14 protein-coding genes and 1 pseudogene are annotated in these 18423 nt (G+C 62.3%); 7 read left to right on the top strand and 8 right to left on the bottom strand.

All coding sequences use genetic code 11. The annotated features are described in order from the left end of the window. Positions 1-85: 85 nt before the first annotated feature. The 3 genes from HDC32_RS17470 to HDC32_RS17460 all read right to left on the bottom strand — a co-directional run bounded on the left by HDC32_RS17470 (position 86) and on the right by HDC32_RS17460 (position 3738). Positions 86-1786 (bottom strand): acid phosphatase, encoded by a 1701-nt coding sequence (locus tag HDC32_RS17470; protein WP_167657052.1) that lies wholly within the window; start codon positions 1784-1786, stop codon positions 86-88. A gap of 87 nt (positions 1787-1873) precedes the next feature. After that, positions 1874-2194, bottom strand: a complete 321-nt coding sequence (locus HDC32_RS17465; protein ID WP_131700451.1) for a hypothetical protein — start codon at positions 2192-2194, stop codon at positions 1874-1876. Between the two features lie 125 nt (positions 2195-2319). Beyond that, positions 2320-3738 carry a short-chain fatty acid transporter gene (locus tag HDC32_RS17460; protein WP_090409727.1) on the bottom strand — a complete coding sequence of 473 codons (1419 nt, stop codon included), beginning with the start codon at positions 3736-3738 and terminating at the stop codon, positions 2320-2322. Positions 3739-3923: 185 nt separating this feature from the next. Between HDC32_RS17460 and HDC32_RS17455 the strand changes: the two genes are divergently transcribed. Next, complete coding sequence (locus HDC32_RS17455) at positions 3924-5213, top strand: MFS transporter (protein ID WP_184744910.1); 1290 nt, start codon at positions 3924-3926, stop codon at positions 5211-5213. Between the two features lie 3 nt (positions 5214-5216). Here HDC32_RS17455 and HDC32_RS17450 read toward each other — a convergent pair whose 3' ends face one another. After that, positions 5217-6587 (bottom strand): gluconate:H+ symporter, encoded by a 1371-nt coding sequence (locus HDC32_RS17450; RefSeq protein ID WP_184744908.1) that lies wholly within the window; start codon positions 6585-6587, stop codon positions 5217-5219. A gap of 184 nt (positions 6588-6771) precedes the next feature. On the opposite strand from HDC32_RS17450, the gene HDC32_RS17445 reads away from it, so the two are divergent. The 3 genes from HDC32_RS17445 to HDC32_RS17435 are packed head-to-tail and all read left to right on the top strand — an operon-like array spanning position 6772 to position 12282. Then, the gene (locus HDC32_RS17445) at positions 6772-7992 is read left to right on the top strand and encodes a TolC family protein (RefSeq protein WP_184744906.1); all 1221 of its coding nucleotides are present in this window, start codon (positions 6772-6774) and stop codon (positions 7990-7992) included. 18 nt (positions 7993-8010) lie between these two features. Next, the gene (locus HDC32_RS17440; RefSeq protein WP_184744904.1) at positions 8011-9117 is read left to right on the top strand and encodes an efflux RND transporter periplasmic adaptor subunit; all 1107 of its coding nucleotides are present in this window, start codon (positions 8011-8013) and stop codon (positions 9115-9117) included. Between the two features lie 18 nt (positions 9118-9135). Further along, positions 9136-12282, top strand: a complete 3147-nt coding sequence (locus tag HDC32_RS17435) for a CusA/CzcA family heavy metal efflux RND transporter (protein ID WP_184744902.1) — start codon at positions 9136-9138, stop codon at positions 12280-12282. On the opposite strand, the gene HDC32_RS17430 is transcribed toward HDC32_RS17435, so the two are convergent. From HDC32_RS17430 to HDC32_RS17420, 3 genes are all read right to left on the bottom strand, one after another. Next, the gene (locus HDC32_RS17430) at positions 12206-13642 is read right to left on the bottom strand and encodes a heavy metal sensor histidine kinase (protein WP_184744900.1); all 1437 of its coding nucleotides are present in this window, start codon (positions 13640-13642) and stop codon (positions 12206-12208) included. The two genes, HDC32_RS17435 and HDC32_RS17430, sit on opposite strands and share 77 nt — an antisense overlap. Beyond that, complete coding sequence (locus HDC32_RS17425; RefSeq protein WP_131700444.1) at positions 13639-14313, bottom strand: heavy metal response regulator transcription factor; 675 nt, start codon at positions 14311-14313, stop codon at positions 13639-13641. The genes HDC32_RS17430 and HDC32_RS17425 overlap by 4 nt, the downstream gene beginning before the upstream one ends. Positions 14314-14651: 338 nt before the next feature. After that, complete coding sequence (locus HDC32_RS17420) at positions 14652-15971, bottom strand: OprD family porin (RefSeq protein WP_184744898.1); 1320 nt, start codon at positions 15969-15971, stop codon at positions 14652-14654. Between the two features lie 225 nt (positions 15972-16196). On the opposite strand from HDC32_RS17420, the gene HDC32_RS17415 reads away from it, so the two are divergent. Further along, entirely contained in the window at positions 16197-16529 is a 333-nt protein-coding gene (locus HDC32_RS17415; protein WP_145335611.1) for a DUF2790 domain-containing protein, read from the top strand. A 72-nt stretch (positions 16530-16601) separates the two neighbouring features. Further along, positions 16602-16802: pseudogene (locus tag HDC32_RS17410) on the top strand (flavin reductase); the annotation flags it as partial. 6 nt (positions 16803-16808) lie between these two features. On the opposite strand, the gene HDC32_RS17405 reads toward HDC32_RS17410, so the two are convergent. Beyond that, positions 16809-17618, bottom strand: coding sequence for an AraC family transcriptional regulator (locus HDC32_RS17405; protein ID WP_131700442.1), 810 nt, complete (start codon positions 17616-17618; stop codon positions 16809-16811). Between the two features lie 137 nt (positions 17619-17755). On the opposite strand from HDC32_RS17405, the gene HDC32_RS17400 reads away from it, so the two are divergent. Next, positions 17756-18394, top strand: a complete 639-nt coding sequence (locus HDC32_RS17400) for a LysE family transporter (RefSeq protein WP_184744896.1) — start codon at positions 17756-17758, stop codon at positions 18392-18394. Positions 18395-18423: the final 29 nt, after the last annotated feature.

Below are 18423 nucleotides of genomic sequence, written 5' to 3'. Positions count from 1 at the left end.
GATGAAAGCCCACCCCCTCACAGTAGCGGTTGACCAGGAAAACCGCGTGCTAAATCGCCAGGCATGTCGCTATTGGATAAGCGTCCTACACGCTGAACTGCAACGCGTTGCTCAAATCCCCCATGGGTTTCTGGCCGCGGGCAATCATGGCGTCATCGCGTTGCTTGAGCCCGTCCAGGGTCTCCAGCTGGAAGACCCGCGTTATCAAGCGCAGGATCGACGCGGTGTCGTACACCGTATGGTCCACGGTGCCTTTGCGCGCGAAGGGCGAGACCACCAGCGCCGGGACCCGCGTGCCTGGGCCCCAGCGGTCGCCTTTGGGTGGGGCGACGTGGTCCCACCAGCCGCCGTTTTCATCGACGGTCACCACGACCACCATGTTTTTCCACTGCGGGCTTTCCTGCAGCACCTTCAAGGCGCGGACGATATGGCGGTCGCCCGAGGCAATGTCAGCGTAACCCGCGTGCATGTTCAGGTTGCCCTGTGGCTTGTAGAAACTCACGGCCGGCAGCTTGCCGGCCTGGGCATCGGCGAAGAACTTGTTGGTGCTCGCCTCATCGCCCAAACCGCCATCGCGCAGGCGCTTGTCACGCTCCGCACGGTTCTCGGGGCCTTGCTGCTTGAAATAGTTGAACGGCTGGTGGTGGTACTGGAAGTTTGGAATCTTCGGAATGCCGCCCGAATCCTTGAACTGATCCAGCGTTGCCTGCCATGCCCCGGCGTACCACGCCCAGTCGACGTTCTTTTTCGACAACTTGTCGCCGATATGTTCGTGGGTCTGCGGCACCAGCACGTTGGGCAGGTCGGCTTTTGCGTAGTCCGGGTTTTCCGGGTCACGAATCCAGGTCGGCCAGTAAGGCGGCGCCAGGGTGTTCACACCGTAGCCGTCCGGGGTCAGCGCGCTGGGGCCGAACTGCGGCGGGCCGGTCATGGCGCTGGCCGGGGATTTATCCAGCGGCTTGAGACGCGGGTCGGTGGGGTCATCGCTTTGCAGCGTGGCGATCTGCGCCTTGGCCACCGACTGCGCGGCATTCGGGTAAAACGGCGCGGTGGCGCTGATCAGGTATTGATGGTTGAGGAACGAGCCACCAAACGCTCCCTGGAAGAAGTTATCGCAGAGCACAAACTCCTTGGCCACGTCCCACAGGCGCAGGGAATAACGGCTCTGGGCGTAATGGCCCATGACCAGGCCACCGGAGTCGGCCCAGGCGACGAAACCGTCGTTCTTGCCGCCGTTGATCTGCATCTGGTTCTGGTAGAACACGTGCCACAAGTCGCGAGTGACGAGGCTCAAAGGCAGGTCTTCAGCGTTCGGGCCCTTGAGGGCGAACGGCGCGTTGGGCAGGTTTTCCTGGAATTGCACTTCGCTGGGGTAAGTCACCCCATCCACGCTTTGCGGGCCTACTTGCAGCACACCGCCCCAGGTCGGGGGCAGGGTGGTCAAGAGGCTGCCGTCGCGGTCGCGTTGCTGCGTGTCGGCGGCAGAAAGCGCCGACAGCGGTTTCTCAACGCCTGGGAAGTCCGCAAACAGGTTGTTGAAGCTGCGGTTCTCGGCATAGATCACCACCACGGTCTTCACCTGGTCGCGCAACGCCTTGTCCAGCTCCTGCGGCGTGAGCGGCCGCGGCACGGGCTTGCCGGGCGCCTCACTGCTATTGCCGCAGGCACTCAAGGTCGCGCCCACCCCCAACACCGCCGCGCCCCCCAGGAAGCGCCGACGGCCGGTGTCTACCGGCGGTTGGGCTATGGAATCGGGGGAAGGGCGGTCTTCGTGATCATCACTCATTGCGGGGAGTCCTTGCTGGCGAGATGTTGCAAGATATTTCGCAGGACGGTAGCAATGCAATGTGACGGAACGAAGACAGTCAGGTGATCACAGCAGACGCAGTGCCAATTGGCTGCCGGCGCGCAAGTACTCCACCTGAGCCGTCACGGCATCCTTGACGATTGCCTCGCCGGTGTCAGTCAGGGTGGCTTTTTTTGCATCGATAACGCTGGTCTGTAGCAGTTGCAGGGCCACATCTATGGCCTTCTGGAAGGCCGTCACGTTGTTATGCAGGCCGAATTCCTTGATAACAGCGTCCATGCGGCGATCGGCGTCGTCTCGCAGGGTCTTGTACTCGACGAACGATACGTTGTCGTCCTTGTAAATATCATCGAGCAACTGCTCCAGTGATTTGGATAAGGGTGTCATCGGATTTTCCTTGTGCTATGTGAGGAGGCAGCCAAGGTTAATCAAAGGGGCTGGCAGGAGGAGCCAGGGGTTGTCACCTTATTGAGTAGGACAACCCCGACGCACTTCATCAGAAACACCGTGCTCTAAGGCATGACGGGCGGCAAATACTTCAACGTCGTCCCCAATGCCCACAGCAGGAACAACACCAGCGGCGTATGCACCAGCAACTGCACAAACGAAAACCCGATCAAATCCCGCGCCTTCAACCCTAAAACCCCCAGCAACGGCAGCATATAGAACGGGTTGATCAGGTTCGGCAGCGCTTCGGCGGCGTTGTAGATCTGCACCGCCCAGCCCAGGTGGTATTGCAGGTCATTGGCCACTTGCATCACATAAGGCGCTTCGATAATCCACTTGCCGCCGCCCGACGGAATAAAGAAACCCAGCACCGCCGAGTACACGCCCATCAGCAGGGCATACGTGTCGTGGGAGGCGATGGAGGTGAAGAAGGTCGAGATATGGTGCGCCAGGGTCTGGCCGTCGCCGCCCTTGACCACGGTCATCAGTGCCGCAATCGAGCCGTACAACGGGAACTGGATCAATACGCCGGTGGTGGTCGGCACTGCACGGGCCACCGCATCGAGGAAGCTGCGCGGGCGCCAGTGCAGCAGGGCGCCGACCATGATGAACAGGAAGTTGTAGGTGTTCAGCCCTGAAATCGCGCTGATCGCCGGCTTGGTCGAGAATTCATGGAACAACCAGCCCGCCGCCAGCAATGCCAGCAGAATGGTCAGCAACGGGCTGTGTTCCAGCCATTCGCCGGGGCGGGTCGGTGGTTGCAGCTTGGGCAGGTTGAAGGCCGGGTCGACGCCACAGGCCTTGGCGTCACGGGCGCTGTTGGGGCCGGGCGCGGTGGCGTAGGCGATGATCAGCGACACCACGATCAGCGCCAGCAACAGCACGCCGGATTGCCACAGGAAGATGGTGTCGGTAAACGGGATCACCCCGGTGATCGACAGGATCGACGGCGGCAAACTGGCCGGGTTGGCCTGCAATTGTGCGGCCGAAGACGACAGCCCCAATGCCCACACCGCACCAAGGCCAAGGTAGGCCGCCGCACCCGCAGCACGGTAGTCCATGCGCAAATCCGTACGACGGGCCAGCGCACGCACCAGCAAACCGCCGAACACCAGGGACAGGCCCCAGTTGAGCAGCGACGCCACCATGGAAATCAACGCGACCCACGCCACGGCGGAGCGGCCGTTCTTCGGGATGCGTGCCAGGCGGTCGATCAGCTTGACCGCCGGCGGCGAGCTGGCGACCACGTAACCACCGATCACCACGAAGGCCATCTGCATGGTGAACGGGATCAGGCTCCAGAACCCGTCGCCAAAGGCCTTGGCGGCTTCGGTCGGCGCGGCGCCCATGCCCAGGGTCGCGACGGCGACGATGATCACGGCGAGGGCGGCGAACACCCAGGAGTCGGGGAACCAGCGCTCGGCAAAGTTCGAGCAGCGCAGGGCAAATCGGGCATAGCGGCTTTCTTCGATAGCATCGGCCACGAGTCTTTCCTCTTGTATTTATTATGGTGTCGGCAATTTTCCGGCATGTTCCGCTACGGCCATTGATATGGGAATGCAGTTATCTTCATCGATCCATGAGGAAAACAAATATATCTGCCGCGATTGCCATCAACCGGCTCAGCTCATAACCTGCACGCCATTTTGTTTGTCTGCCGAGCCTCCACATGACTGCCACCTCTGTTCCACAGGCGCAGCGTTTTTCCCGCTCCGACTACAAAACCCTGGGCCTGGCCGCCCTGGGCGGAGCCTTGGAAATCTACGACTTCATTATTTTCGTGTTCTTTGCGCTGACCCTCAGCCAACTGTTCTTCCCGCCAGAAATGCCCGAGTGGCTGCGCCTGCTGCAGAGCTTCGGCATCTTCGTCACCGGTTACCTGGCGCGCCCGCTGGGCGGCATCCTGATGGCGCACTTCGCCGATCACCTGGGGCGCAAGCGCGTGTTCAGCCTGAGCATCCTGATGATGGCATTGCCCTGCCTGCTGATCGGGATCATGCCCACCTACGCACAGATCGGCTACTTCGCACCACTGATCCTGCTGGTGCTGCGCGTGCTGCAAGGTGCAGCGGTGGGCGGTGAAGTGCCCAGCGCCTGGACCTTTGTCGCCGAACACGCACCGCGCAACCATCGTGGCTATGCCCTGGGCTTCCTGCAAGCGGGCCTGACCTTCGGCTACCTGCTCGGCGCCCTCACCGCCACGCTGCTGGCGCAGGTCTTCACCCCGGCCGAAATCCTCGACTACGCCTGGCGTTTCCCCTTCCTGCTCGGCGGTGTGTTCGGCGTGATCGGCGTGTGGCTGCGGCGCTGGCTCAGCGAAACCCCGGTATTTCTCGAAATGCAGGCCCGCCGCCAGGCCGCCGCCGAGATGCCGCTGCGCACCGTACTGCGTGACCATCGCGCCGTGCTGCTGCCGGCGATGATCCTCACCTGCGTGCTCACCTCCGCTGTGGTGGTGCTGGTGGTCATCACCCCGACCATGATGCAGAAAACCTTCGGCATGAGCCCCAGCCACACCTTTGCCTTGAGCGCCCTGGGCATCGTCTTCCTGAATATCGGCTGCGTCCTCGCCGGCCTGCTGGTGGACCGCATCGGTGCCTGGCGCGCGGTGCTGGTCTACAGCCTGCTGCTGCCAGTGGGTATTTTCCTGCTGTACGCCAGCCTGATCAGCGGCGGCATCTGGCTTGGTGCGGCGTACGCGGTAGCGGGCTTGAGTTGCGGGGTGGTCGGTGCGGTGCCGTCGGTGATGGTCGGCCTGTTTCCGGCGCAGGTGCGGGTGTCGGGCATTTCCTTCACCTACAACATCGCCTATGCGCTGTGGGCAAGTACTACGCCGCTGATGCTGATCGCGCTGATGCCGACCAGCCCGTGGATTTGCGTGGCGTATTGCGTGGTAATGGGCGCGGTGGGGGTGGCGAGTGTGGCGCTGTTTGGTAAGCGCCACACGTTGGCGGCCTGAAGGTCAGGTCAAGAAGTGCCACAGCACCAGCGTACCGACCAACCCGACGACCGAAACAATCGTCTGCAACACCGACCATACCCAAATCGTCTGTTTCAGCTGCAAGCCAAAGTACTCGCGCACCATCCAGAACCCCGCATCGTTGACGTGGCAGAAAAACACCGAGCCGGCGCCGATCGCCAGCGCCACCAGTGAGCTTTGCGTCGCCGCCAACCCGGCCATCATCGGCGCGAGGATGCCGGCGGTCGTGGTGGTGGCGACCGTGGCCGAGCCGGTGGCCTGGCGCAGCGCCACCGCGATCAACCAGGCCAGCAGCAGGTACGGCATGTGCGCGCCTTCGGCGACTTTGCTGATGGTCTGGCTGACGCCGGCGTCGAGCAGGGTTTGCTTGAGGCCGCCGCCGGCGCCGATGGTCAACAGCAACACGGCGATGGGCGCGAGGGCCTTGCGCAGGGTGTTGCCGACTTCGGCGCGCGGCATCCCGGCGGCCCAGCCCAGGCAGATCACGGCGGCGATCACCGCCAGGCCGAGGGCGATCAGTGGTTCGCCGAGGAATTTCAGAGTCAGGCCCACGCTGCTTTCCGCTGGCAGCGCGACTTTGGCCAAGGTACTGCCGAGCATCAGAATCACCGGCAACAGAATGATCAGCAATGACACGCCAAAGCTCGGCTGGCGCGGAGCCTTGGGCGGGGCGCTGAACAGCGCGCCGATGTCGGCCGGCTCATCCACATGCAGGCGCTTGGACAGCCAGTTGCCATAGAGCGGCCCGGCGAGGATCACCGCCGGCACCGCCAGGCAAAAGCCCAGCAACATGGTCAGGCCCAGATCGGCGTGCAACGCGCCCACCGCAATCAGCGGCCCCGGGTGCGGTGGCATCAAGGCGTGCAAGGTGGTCATGCCCGCCAGCGCCGGGATGGCGATTTTCAACAGCGGCTGGTTCGAACGTTTGGCCATCACAAAGATGATTGGCACCATCATCACCAGGCCCACTTCGAAGAACAGCGGCAGGCCGATCACCATCGCCACCAGCGCCATCACCCATGGCAACGACTTGCCCTTGCCCAGCCCGAGCAGGGTGGTGGCGATGCGATCGGCCGCGCCGGATTCTGCCATCAGCGCACCCAGCATCGAGCCCAGCGCAATGATGATCCCGGCTTCACCGAGGATCGCCCCGGCGCCCTTGCTGAAGGCCTTGGCCACCTCTTCCGCTGGCAGCCCGGCGCCGACCCCGGCGATAAAGGTGCCGATCAGGATCGACAGGAATGGCGGCAACTTGGTCGCGCTGATCAGCACGATGATGCTGGCGATGGCCAGTAGTACGCAGAGCATGAGGCGGGTGTCGTGAACCACCCACGCGGCAGTCGATAACGCCAATGCGGGACTCCTTATCGAACAGGTTGGAAAAATTGTTTCTTTTTGTTTCCTGCCCCAAAAGCATACCTGATAACGCCCGCCCCAGAGCCATTGCTGTCGGATTTGTAATCTTTGCTCCACCGCTCTGATAGGTCGCGAACGCTACATTGCCCCCGCTTGGACTTCTTGGGCGTGGAACTCTCGTATGGCAATTTCCGTTAAAAAACTCTTGGGCGCGGCGCTGTTGTGGGGAGCTGCCAGCATTGCCCAGGCACAAACCCTTACCCTCGACGCCGCCCTGCAAACCGCCTTCGCCAACAACCCCGACCTGGCGGCTGCGCAATGGGACATCGAGATCGCCGAGGGCGGTCGCCAGCAGGCCGGGCTGATCCCCAATCCGGTGGCGTCCTGGGATGCCGAAGACACACGTCGCGATACGCGCACCACCACCCTCAAGCTAAGCCAAACCCTGGAGCTGGGTGGCAAGCGCGGTGCCCGCATTGACGTAGCGACGCGTGCCCAGGACGCCGCCGCACTGACCTTGGAACAGCGCCGCAATACGTTGCGCGCCGAAGTGATCGACGGCTACTACGGTGCCCTGCGCGCCCAGCAACGTCTCGACCTGGCCCAGCGCTCCCTGGCCTTGGCCGAGCGCGGGCTGGTGGTCGCCAACGGCCGCGTGACCGCCGGCAAATCCTCACCGGTGGAAGCCACACGGGCCCAGGTGCAACTGTCGGAGATCCGCCTCGAATTCAACCGCGCGCAAATGGGCCTTACCGACGCCTATCGCCGCCTGGCCGCCAGTACCGGCAGCGCGGCGACCGACTTCCAGGCCGTCGCCACGCCAAGCCACTCCACACCGCCGTTGCCGTCCGCCACGCAACTGTTGGCGCGCCTTGAACAGACCGCCGAACTGCGCCTGGCCGCACTGCAGATCGTGCAGAACGAAGCCAGCGTGGGCCTGGAAAAAGCCCAGCGGATTCCCGACCTGGATGTGTCCATTGGCAGTCAATACGACGCCAGTGTGCGCGAGCGGGTGAACCTGGTCGGTGTATCGATGCCGATTCCGTTGTTCAACCGCAACCAGGGCAACGTACTTGCCGCCACGCGCCGTGCCGATCAGGCCCGCGACCTGCGCAACGCTGCCGAATTGCGCCTGCGTACCGAAACGCGCCAGGCCCTGGACCTGTGGCAAACCGCGAATACCGAAGTCCGCGCATTCAACCAGCAGATCCTGCCCGCCGCCCAAAGCGCGGTGGACAGCGCCACCCGCGGCTTCGAGATGGGCAAGTTCAACTTCCTCGACGTGCTCGACGCCCAACGCACACTCATCGCGGCGCGCACCCAATACCTTGCGGCTACCGCCCAGGCCACCGATGCCTGGCTGCGCATCGAACGGATTTACGGCGACCTCGCCCGGTTTTGATTTTTTCTGGAGTGCCTTATGAACAAACGACACGGCGTGGCGCTTGCCGTCGCCTTGGGCCTGATGCTGTCCGGCGTGGCCAACGCCGAGGAAGAAGAAGGCACGCTCGAGCTGACTGAACAGCAAATCCAGGCCGCTGGCATCGAACTCGCTGAGGCCCAACCCCGGTCGATCAGCACCCTGCTGACGCTGCCGGGGGAGGTGCGTTTCGACGAAGACCGCACCTCGCATATCGTCCCGCGCGCGGCCGGCGTGGTGGAGTCGGTGAAGGTCAATCTTGGCCAGGCAGTGAAGAAGGGCGAGCTGCTCGCGGTGATCGCCAGCCAGCAGATTTCCGACCAGCGCAGTGAGCTGGCGGCCAGCGAGCGTCGGGTTGAACTGGCGCGTATTACCTTCCAGCGTGAACGCCAGTTGTGGCAGGACAAGATCTCCGCCGAGCAGGATTACCTGCTGGCGCGCCAAACCCTGCAAGAAGCCGAAATCGCCTTGAACAATGCCCGCCAAAAAATGACCGCACTTAGCGGCAACACCGTGCTGGTCGGCGGCAATCGTTACGAACTGCGTGCGCCGTTCGCAGGCGTGGTGGTGGAAAAACACCTCGGTGTCGGCGAGGTGGTGAGTGAGACCAGCAATGCCTTCACGCTTTCTGACCTGTCACAGGTGTGGGTCACCTTCGGCGTATTTCCCAAGGATTTAAACAAGGTCCGGCTCGGCAAACCGGTGAAGGTCAGCTCCACGGAAATGGGCACAGATGTGCAGGGCACCGTGGCCTATGTCGGCAATTTGCTCGGCGAGCAAACGCGCACCGCCACCGTGCGCGTGACGGTGCCCAACCCCGATGACGCCTGGCGTCCAGGGCTGTTTGTCACCGTGCAATTGGCCACGGACACCTACCAGGCCAAGGTCACCGTGCCGCAAGCGGCGATCCAGACCGTCGAGGAAAAACCGTCGGTATTCGTGCGCACGCCAGACGGTTTTATCACCCGCCATCTCGAACTGGGCGCCAGTGAGAACGGCTACGTCGAAGTGCGCCAGGGCCTGGAGGCCGGTGCCCAGGTGGCCACCACCGGCAGCTTCATCCTCAAGTCCGAATTGGGCAAGGGCTCGGCTGAGCACGCCCATTGATCCTGCGAGTGATTTCTCATGTTTGAGCGCCTTATCCAATTCGCCATCGAGCAGCGCATCATCGTGCTGCTGGCAGTGCTGTTGATGGCCGGTGTCGGCATCGCCAGCTATCAGAAACTGCCCATCGACGCGGTGCCCGACATCACCAATGTGCAGGTGCAGATCAACTCGGCGGCGGCCGGTTTTTCGCCGCTGGAAACCGAGCAGCGCATTACCTTTCCCATCGAAACCGCGATGGCCGGTTTGCCGGGGCTGCAGCAGACCCGTTCGTTGTCACGCTCCGGCTTGTCCCAGGTGACGGTTATCTTCAAGGACGGCACCGACCTGTTCTTCGCCCGCCAGTTGGTCAACGAGCGCCTGCAGGTGGCCCGCGAGCAATTGCCTACGGGGATCGAAACCGCGATGGGGCCGATTTCCACCGGCCTCGGGGAAATTTTCCTGTGGACCGTGGAGGCCGAGGAGGGCGCCCGCAAGGACGACGGCACGCCCTATACCCCGACCGACTTGCGAGTGATCCAGGACTGGATTATCAAGCCGCAACTGCGCAACGTGCCCGGTGTGGCCGAGATCAACACCATCGGCGGCTTCGCCAAGGAATACCAGATCGCCCCGGACCCCAAGCGCCTGGCGGCCTACAACCTGACCTTGAACGATCTGGTCACGGCACTGGAGCGCAACAACGCCAACGTCGGCGCCGGGTACATCGAGCGCAGCGGCGAGCAATTGTTGATCCGCGCACCGGGGCAGGTGGCGTCCATCGACGACATCGCCAATATCGTCATCACCACGTCCGACGGCACGCCGATCCGCGTGCGCAATGTCGCCCAGGTCGAGATTGGCCGTGAGCTGCGTACCGGCGCCGCCACGGAAAACGGCCGCGAAGTGGTGCTGGGCACGGTGTTTATGTTGATCGGAGAAAACAGCCGCACCGTGTCCCAGGCGGTGGCTTCCAGACTCGAGCAAATCAACCTTTCGCTGCCCGACGGTGTGGTGGCGGTGACCGTCTACGACCGCACCAACCTCGTCGAAAAAGCCATTGCCACCGTGAAGAAAAATCTCTTCGAAGGTGCGCTGCTGGTGGTCGCGGTGCTGTTCCTGTTCCTCGGCAATATCCGCGCGGCGCTGATCACCGCGATGGTGATTCCCCTGGCAATGTTGTTCACCTTTACTGGCATGTTCACCAACAAAGTCAGCGCCAACCTGATGAGCCTCGGCGCGCTGGACTTCGGCATTATCGTCGACGGCGCAGTGGTGATCGTCGAGAACGCCATCCGCCGCCTGGCCCATGCGCAGCAGCGCCATGGTCGCTTGCTGACCCGCAGCGAGCGCCTGCACGAGGTGTTCGCGGCGGCCAAGGAAGCGCGGCGTGCGCTGATCTTCGGGCAACTGATCATCATGGTCGTGTACCTGCCGATCTTCGCCCTCACCGGCGTGGCCGGGAAGATGTTCCACCCCATGGCGTTTACCGTGGTGATCGCGCTGCTGGGGGCGATGATTTTGTCGGTGACCTTCGTACCGGCGGCGATTGCGCTGTTCGTCACCGGCAAGGTCAAGGAAGAAGAAAACCTGGTGATGCGTACCGCACGCCGGGCCTATGCGCCGGTGCTGGACTGGGTGATGACCCGCCGGCCGCTGGTGTTCGGTCTGGCCGTGCTGACCATCGTCACCTCGGGCGTGGTGGCCAGCCGCATGGGCAGTGAGTTTATCCCCAGCCTCAGTGAGGGCGACTTCGCCCAACAGGCCCTGCGCGTGCCCGGCACCAGCCTGACGCAATCGGTGCAGATGCAGCAGCAACTGGAAAAAACCTTGATGGCCCATGTGCCGGAAATCGAGCGGGTATTTGCACGTACCGGTACGGCGGAAATCGCCTCCGACCCGATGCCGCCGAATATTTCCGACAGCTACGTGATGCTCAAGCCGAAGGATCAATGGCCAAATCCGAGCAAGTCCCGCGAAGCCCTGATCGCCGATATCCAGCGCGCCAGTGCGATTGTGCCGGGCAGTGCGTACGAGTTGTCGCAACCGATCCAGCTGCGTTTCAACGAGCTGATTTCCGGGGTGCGCAGTGATATCGCGGTGAAGGTGTTTGGCGACGACATGGCGGTGCTCAACACCACCGCCGCAGACATTGCCGAGACCTTGCAAGGCCTCGAGGGGGCTTCGGAAGTGAAGGTCGAACAGACGTCCGGCCTGCCGGTGCTGACCATCAATATCGACCGTGACAAGGCCGCGCGCTTTGGCCTGAATGTCGGCGATGTGCAGGACACCATTGCCGTCGCCGTCGGTGGGCGCCAGGCCGGTACGCTGTATGAAGGTGACCGCCGCTTCGACATGGTCGTGCGCTTGTCCGACGCGCTGCGTACGGATATCGACGGCTTGTCGCGGCTGCTGATTCCGGTGCCGGCGCTGGCCGGGAATGCGGCGGGGCAGTTGGGGTTTATTGCGTTGTCCCAGGTCGCCAGCCTGGACCTGGTGCTCGGCCCGAACCAGATCAGCCGCGAGAACGGCAAGCGCCTGGTGATCGTCAGTGCCAACGTGCGCGGGCGGGATATGGGGTCGTTCGTGGAGGAGGCCGAGGCGGCGATCACGGCGCAGGTGAAAGTCCCGGCAGGTTACTGGACCACATGGGGCGGCCAGTTCGAACAACTGAAGGAAGCCTCCGAGCGTTTGCAAATCGTGGTGCCGGTGGCGTTGCTGCTGGTGTTCGGGTTGTTGTTCATGATGTTCAACAACCTCAAGGACGGGCTGCTGGTGTTTACCGGGATTCCGTTCGCGTTGACCGGTGGGATCATGGCGCTGTGGCTGCGCGATATTCCGCTGTCGATCTCCGCAGGCGTGGGCTTTATCGCCTTGTCCGGCGTGGCGGTGCTCAACGGCCTGGTGATGATTGCCTTCATCCGCAACCTGCGCGAGGAAGGGCGCTCGCTGTCGGTGGCCATCCACGAGGGTGCGCTGACTCGCCTGCGCCCGGTATTGATGACCGCACTGGTGGCCTCCCTGGGGTTTATCCCCATGGCCCTGGCCACCGGCACCGGCGCCGAAGTGCAGCGTCCGTTGGCGACGGTGGTGATCGGCGGGATCATTTCTTCTACGTTGCTGACCTTGCTGGTGCTGCCGGCGCTGTACCAGTGGGCGCATCGCAAGGAAGAGGAAATACCAGGCTGAACCGTGTAAACCGGCCTGGCTGGCTGCTGACGTCGGCGTGCCCCTGATGCAGGTGCATGATCGACTGCACAATGGCCAGCCCCAGCCCGGTGCCACCTTCGGCGCGGGTACGGCTGCTGTCGGCGCGGTAGAAACGTTCGAACAGATGCGGCAGGTGGTGCGCTTCGATGCCACGCCCGGGGTTGCCCACCGACAACGACACGCTCTGGTCGTAGGTCTCCACCAGCAGCAGCACGCTGGAACCTTCGGGCGTGTGGCGGATGGCATTGGACAGCAGGTTGGAAATGGCCCGCTGGATCATCAGGCGATCACCCGTCACCCAGGCGTCGCCGCGCAGGTTGAGGGTCACGTGTTTGTCTTCGGCGCTCAGGGCGAACAGTTCCATCACCCGTTGTGCTTCCGCGCCCAGCGACACCGTGCCGAACCCGGCTCGCGCCGCCGGATGGCTGACTTGAGCGAGAAACAGCATGTCGGAGACCATGCGCGACAGGCGCTCCATTTCCTCGGTGCAGGATTCCAGTCCGGCCTTGTATTCCTCACTGGGCCGTTCACGGGACAGGGTCACCTGGGCCTTGCCCATCAGGTTGGTCAGCGGTGCACGCAGTTCGTGAGCGAGGTCGTCGGAGAACTGCGACAACTGCTGCACGCCGGCGTCCAGGCGATTCAGCATTACGTTGATGCTTTGCGCCAACTCGCCCAGCTCCTTGGGCAGGTTGTCGATGGATAAGCGGTGTGTCAGGTCCTGGGTCGTCACTTGGGCGGCGATATGGCTGAACTGCTTCAAGGGCGCCAACCCGCGTTGCACCAGCCCCCAGGCGCCCATGCCGATAAGAATCAGCAGCATCGGCAGGGCGATGAGGGTGGCGCGCAGGTAGGCACTGAGCAGCGCCTGGTCATCCCTGCGGTCCAGCGACAGCAACACGCGCACGCGCTCGCCGCTGGCCAGGCGCATCAGGCTGGAGGCACTGAGTACCTGGTTGCCGTCTTGGTCTTCCCAGTTGAGGTAGCCGAGGGTTTCCCGGGGGGAAAAGTCGGTCAGTAACGGTTCCTGGGGTTTGGCGCCGACACTGAGCAGCACGGCGTTATCGGGCGCGGTGCCGACGATGGTCAGGTAGAAATTGTCATGGCCCATCACCAGGTCCAGCAACGAGTGGGGGCGGGCTTTGATTCCGTGGGTGTCCAGGCCCATCGCCAGGCTGTGCTGGATCTGTTCCATCTTGCTTTCCAGGCCCTTGCGCGCGAGCTTTTCCAGCTCATGGGTCAAGGCCAGGTAGGCCAGGGTCGCCAGCAGTACGACCAGCCCCGCGCCCATGAGGCTGACCGTCAGCCCCAGGCGCATCGACAGGCTGCTGGTCCTCATTGGCGCGCCTCCAGCACATAACCCACGCCGCGAATGGTATGGATCAGCTTGACCTCGCTCTGGTCATCGACCTTGCCGCGCAGGCGGCTGATGGAGACCTCGACCACGTTGGTGTCGCAGTCGAAGTTCATGTCCCACACCAGCGAGATGATCTGCGTGCGGGTCATCACCTCGCCGGCCTGGCGCATCAACACATGCAGCAGGGCGAATTCCTTGGTGGTCAGGTCGATGCGCCGGTCGCCGCGATAGGCGCGATGACGACGCGGGTCCAACTCCAGGTCCGCGACGCGCAGCACATCCGGCAGCGGGATATGTTCGCTGCGGCGCAGCAAGGTGCGCACACGGGCCAGCAGTTCGGGGAACTCGAAGGGTTTGACCAGGTAATCGTCGGCGCCCATGTCCAGGCCCTTGATCTTGTCGGCCAGGCGGCCGCGCGCGGTCAGCATCATCACGCGCTGGTTGCCGTCACGGCGCAGTTGCTCAAGTACTTCCCAGCCGTCGGTGTTGGGCAGGTTGACGTCGAGGATCACCAGTTCATAGGTGTGCTGCCTGGCCAGGTGCAGCCCGTCGATGCCGCTGGCGGCGCAATCGACGACGTAGCCACTTTCGGTCAGGCCTTGCTGCAAGTAGTCGGCGGTTTTCTGCTCGTCCTCAACCACAAGGATACGCATGGGGATTTACCTTCAAGGAAAACGAAAGGAGATGGCCTCATAGAGGCTGAATAGGCTGTAGGAAAACTCTGGAGCCTGAAGTAGCTTTAAGGTCAAGCCGCGTCAGGCCGGTGCGACGATTCGTCACTGACCGGGCACACAAAAAAAACGCCCCGGCTGGGGCGTATAAAATTCATCTCTGTTCCAAAGGAGCTACACAAAAGCTGCAGAGATGAGATGTGTTCGATGCGCAGTATAAAAAGTGCAACTTAACGAGAAGGTGAGGCCGATATTACAGTTCTGACAGACTTCAACCTGTGAAGAGATGTAGGGCATCGGCAAGTGAATGTAAGCGCGTCTTAAAGAATCGCCAGTGGGTATTCGACAATGACGCGGACTTCTTCAAGGTCGGATTCAAATGAACTTGAGCGCACGGTGGCCTGGCGCAGTCGCAGCGATAAATCCTTCAAGTTGCCGCTTTGCACCACGTACTTGGCTTCGATATCCCGCTCCCAGCGGCGTTGGTCGGTGAGCGGATCGCCGGCGGCATCGCGGCGCATATACACCGCGTTGGCATTGCTGTAGTCGGCGCCGATGCCCTTGCCGTAGCGGGTCATGAACGACAGGCCGGGAATGCCGAATGGCTGCATGTCCAGGTCGTAGCGCAGCATCCACGAGCGCTCCTTGGGCGAGTTGAAGTCGCTGTACTGGATTGAGTTGTTGAGGAAAATCGAGTCCGACTGACGCAGGTAATCGAAGTCGTCATCGCCGTTGTTGCGCTGGTGCGACACAGCCAGGCTGTGGGCGCCCACCTTCACGCCGAGCCGGGCGCTCCAGATGGTGTTGTCGAATTCACCCAGCAGCTTTTTGCCTTCGTCCACAGCCTTGTAGTAGTTGACGTCGCCGAACAGCGAGACGTCTTCGTTCAGCGGGTAACTGGCGGCGCTGCCGACGTAGTACTGGTCCCAGGCGTCCTTCAGGCGGCTGCTGTACAGGCTCAGGCTCAGGTGTTTGTTCAGGGTGTAGTCGCCGCCGAAGTAGCCGATCCAAGGTGAATCGACCGGGCCGGCGTAAAACGTTGCGAACCCTTTGTTCATGCCGCTTTCGTTGGGTTGGCTCATGCCGCTCAAACGCCCGCCCTGCAAGGTCAGGCCTTCCAGGCTGGTGTTCAGCAGGGTCACGCCACGGAAGCTTTCCGGCAACACCCGCGAATCGCCGTAGGCCACCACGGGGGTCAGCGGGAACACGTCGCCGGCCTTGATCACCGTGTCCAATACCCGCAGTTTCGCCGCGCCGCCGACCTTGCTGTAGTTGTCCTCGGGATGGTTGTTGCTGTCCACCGGCAGCACGCCGAACGAGCCCTTGCCGCCGCTGCGGCCGGTACCCGAGTCGAGCTTCACGCCGACCATGGCGAAGGCGTCCAGGCCAAACCCCACGGTGCCCTGGGTAAAGCCGGATTCGAATTTACCGATCATTCCCTGGGCCCAGGCTTCGGAATAGCCATTCCCGGTGGGGCTGGATTGGCCCTTGCGGTCATCGCGGTTGAAGTAAAAGTTGCGCGCCAGCACGTTCACGCTGCTGCCTTCGATAAACCCTTCAGGTTTGTCTTCCGCGGCCACGGCTGCCAGGGGCAATGTGGCGATCAGTGAAAGGGGAAGGGTGTAATAACGGATCCGCATGTTTCGCTCCTCGGTATTGGCAGTTATCAGCTTCTTATGGAGGCGGGCGTTCTTATTGATCTGGCCCGGGCTGATAGTTGCAAACCGTGGATAACGATTGGGTGGCGTGAACATTACAATTCTGGAAGCTCGCCACCACCTAACAAATAAGTAATGTTCTGGTGAACATCGCGTCAGGGTTCGTTCGTTAGTCTCGGCACTGAACTTTCAGTCGAGGAACAGGTGATGAACTTTTATAAAACCGCTCTGGGTGTATTAACGGCCGTCCTGTCTTTCGGTGCATTGGCCGAAGGCGGCGGTGATCGCACCTTTGCCCTGATGATGGAGCGCAATGAAAAGGCCATGGCCGATTACGCCGTGAGAAACGGCAAGCCGGTGCCTAAAGTGCAGGCCTATCGCTATGGAATGAAGCTGGACATTGCCAAGGTGGTCAACGTGACGCCGCCGATCCGCGCGTGCAACACCGTGCCTTCGCGCATGACCTATGAAGACTCCAGCGGCAAGCTCACGACTTTGGAGTACCAAGTCATGGGCGTGTGTCGAAATAACGGCAGTTAAATGTGCTGGCGCTCAACGGGTAGGGCGATTCGCTAACCAACTGTCGAGCTGATCCATAGGACTCATGCTTAATGTCGCCTGCTGCCCGAACCTCACAACCAGCAGACCTATGACCTGTTCCTCGGCGAAGTGGTCGCAGCCTATGCCGATGAGCGGGTGTTCAGCGAAGGCCACTGGCACTTCGAAGGGCATGATGAATTACGGACTTTGCATCATGTGGCGGGAGGGCATTTCCTGACCATCGGCGAGCCCATCGATGGGCACTCGCTCTAAGCGTACTCAGCGCCCGAGCATCTTCACCCAACGCGACGGCGGCATACCGTAGGTGCTGCGAAATTGCCGGGTCATATGACTCTGGTCGGTGAAGCCGGCGATCAGCGCGGCGTCCACCAGCGACTGTCCCTGCGCGAGCAGACTGCGCACCAGGTCCAGCCGACGCATCGTCAGGTAGCGGTAGGGGCTGGTGCCGAACAGCACGCGAAAATCCCGCGACAATGCCCAGCGGTCGCGGCCGGCGTGGTCGGCGATTTCATCCAGGGTGATGCTGCGGCCCAGGGCGCTGTGGATAAACTCCCGGGCGCGTTCGGCGGCGACGTAATCGAACGCCTTGCGGCTGACGAGGGCGCCAGCGGCGTTGCTCAGCGCGTGGGCCAGGTCGAACATCGCGTCCTGTTCCTGCAACGGGTCAATCGGATGATCGAGGTTCTGCAGCAGCACTTCGCTGGCGCGGAACAGCCTGGGGTCAGTGGACAAACCACTGGGGATAAACGGCAACGGCTTACCGCCGAGGATCTGCTGGATCAGCGACGGCTCCACGTAAATCATCCGGTATTTGAAACCCTCGTCACTGCCGGCGTGGCCGTCGTGGGTTTCATCGGGATGAAGCACCATGGTCGTGCCGGGCAGGCTGTGGATCATGTCGCCGCGATAGTGAAAACTCTGCACGCCAGACAAGGTACGCCCGATGGCGTAGGTGTCATGGCGATGCGGGTCGAAGGCAAAGCCTGCAAAGTACGCCTCGATACGGTCCAGGCCGCTGGCATGCGGGGCACGGTGCAGCCAGTCGAAGTTGCGGGTCGGTTTGCCCATGGCGGCTTGTCACAAGGAGAGGTGGAAATACGTTAACCCAGTCTGCAACCCTTGTCTGCCGGGGTCTTGTACGATTGTGCGGGCGGTGGGCGAGGTCTATGCTCCTTGCTCGTGCCCTGCGCTGATGGAGCTGCCCAATGGAATTTATCAACCCCGCCTACGTGGCTCCCCTGGTCTCGCTGGCCCTGCTGTGGACAGTGGCGGTGGTGACGCCCGGGCCCAACTTCTTCAACACGGCACAGTTGGCTGCCAGTTGTTCGCGCCGCCATGGCGTGGTGGCTTCGGCGGGCGTGTCCACTGGCACGATCATGTGGGGGCTGGCGGGTGGCCTGGGCATCAAGTCGCTGTTTACCGCCGCCCCCATGTTGTACCTGGCGTTCAAGATCATCGGCGGCTGCTACCTGATTTACCTGGGGCTGAAACTGTTCAAACGCTCGGCGCCAGCCATGGGCCAGAGCCTGTTGCCGGAGGAAGCGCGCCGCTCGTTGTTTTCCGCCTGGCGCCTGGGGTTGTTGGGCAACCTGTCCAACCCCAAGGCCGCGTTGTTCGTCGCCACCATCTTCGCCTCCACCATGCCGCCGTCGCCGTCGCCGATGCTGCTGACCCTGGCGGTGATCACCATGGCCACCCTGTCGTTCAGCTGGTATTCCTGCGTGGCCCTGGTGTTTTCCAGTGCGCACATGGCCAACCTCTACAGCCGCTCGCGCAAATGGCTCGACCGTTTTGCCGGCGGTTGCTACGTGTTGTTCGGCGCACACCTGGTAGCGAATCGCTGACCGTCCGTGGTAAGAAGCCTTACTTTCGA

The sequence above is a fragment of the Pseudomonas sp. JAI120 genome (assembly GCF_014207255.1).
In the GTDB taxonomy this organism is placed as follows: domain Bacteria; phylum Pseudomonadota; class Gammaproteobacteria; order Pseudomonadales; family Pseudomonadaceae; genus Aquipseudomonas.
The sequence above is the reverse complement of the archived record's forward strand: the minus strand, read 5'-3'. Positions and strand labels throughout refer to the sequence as shown.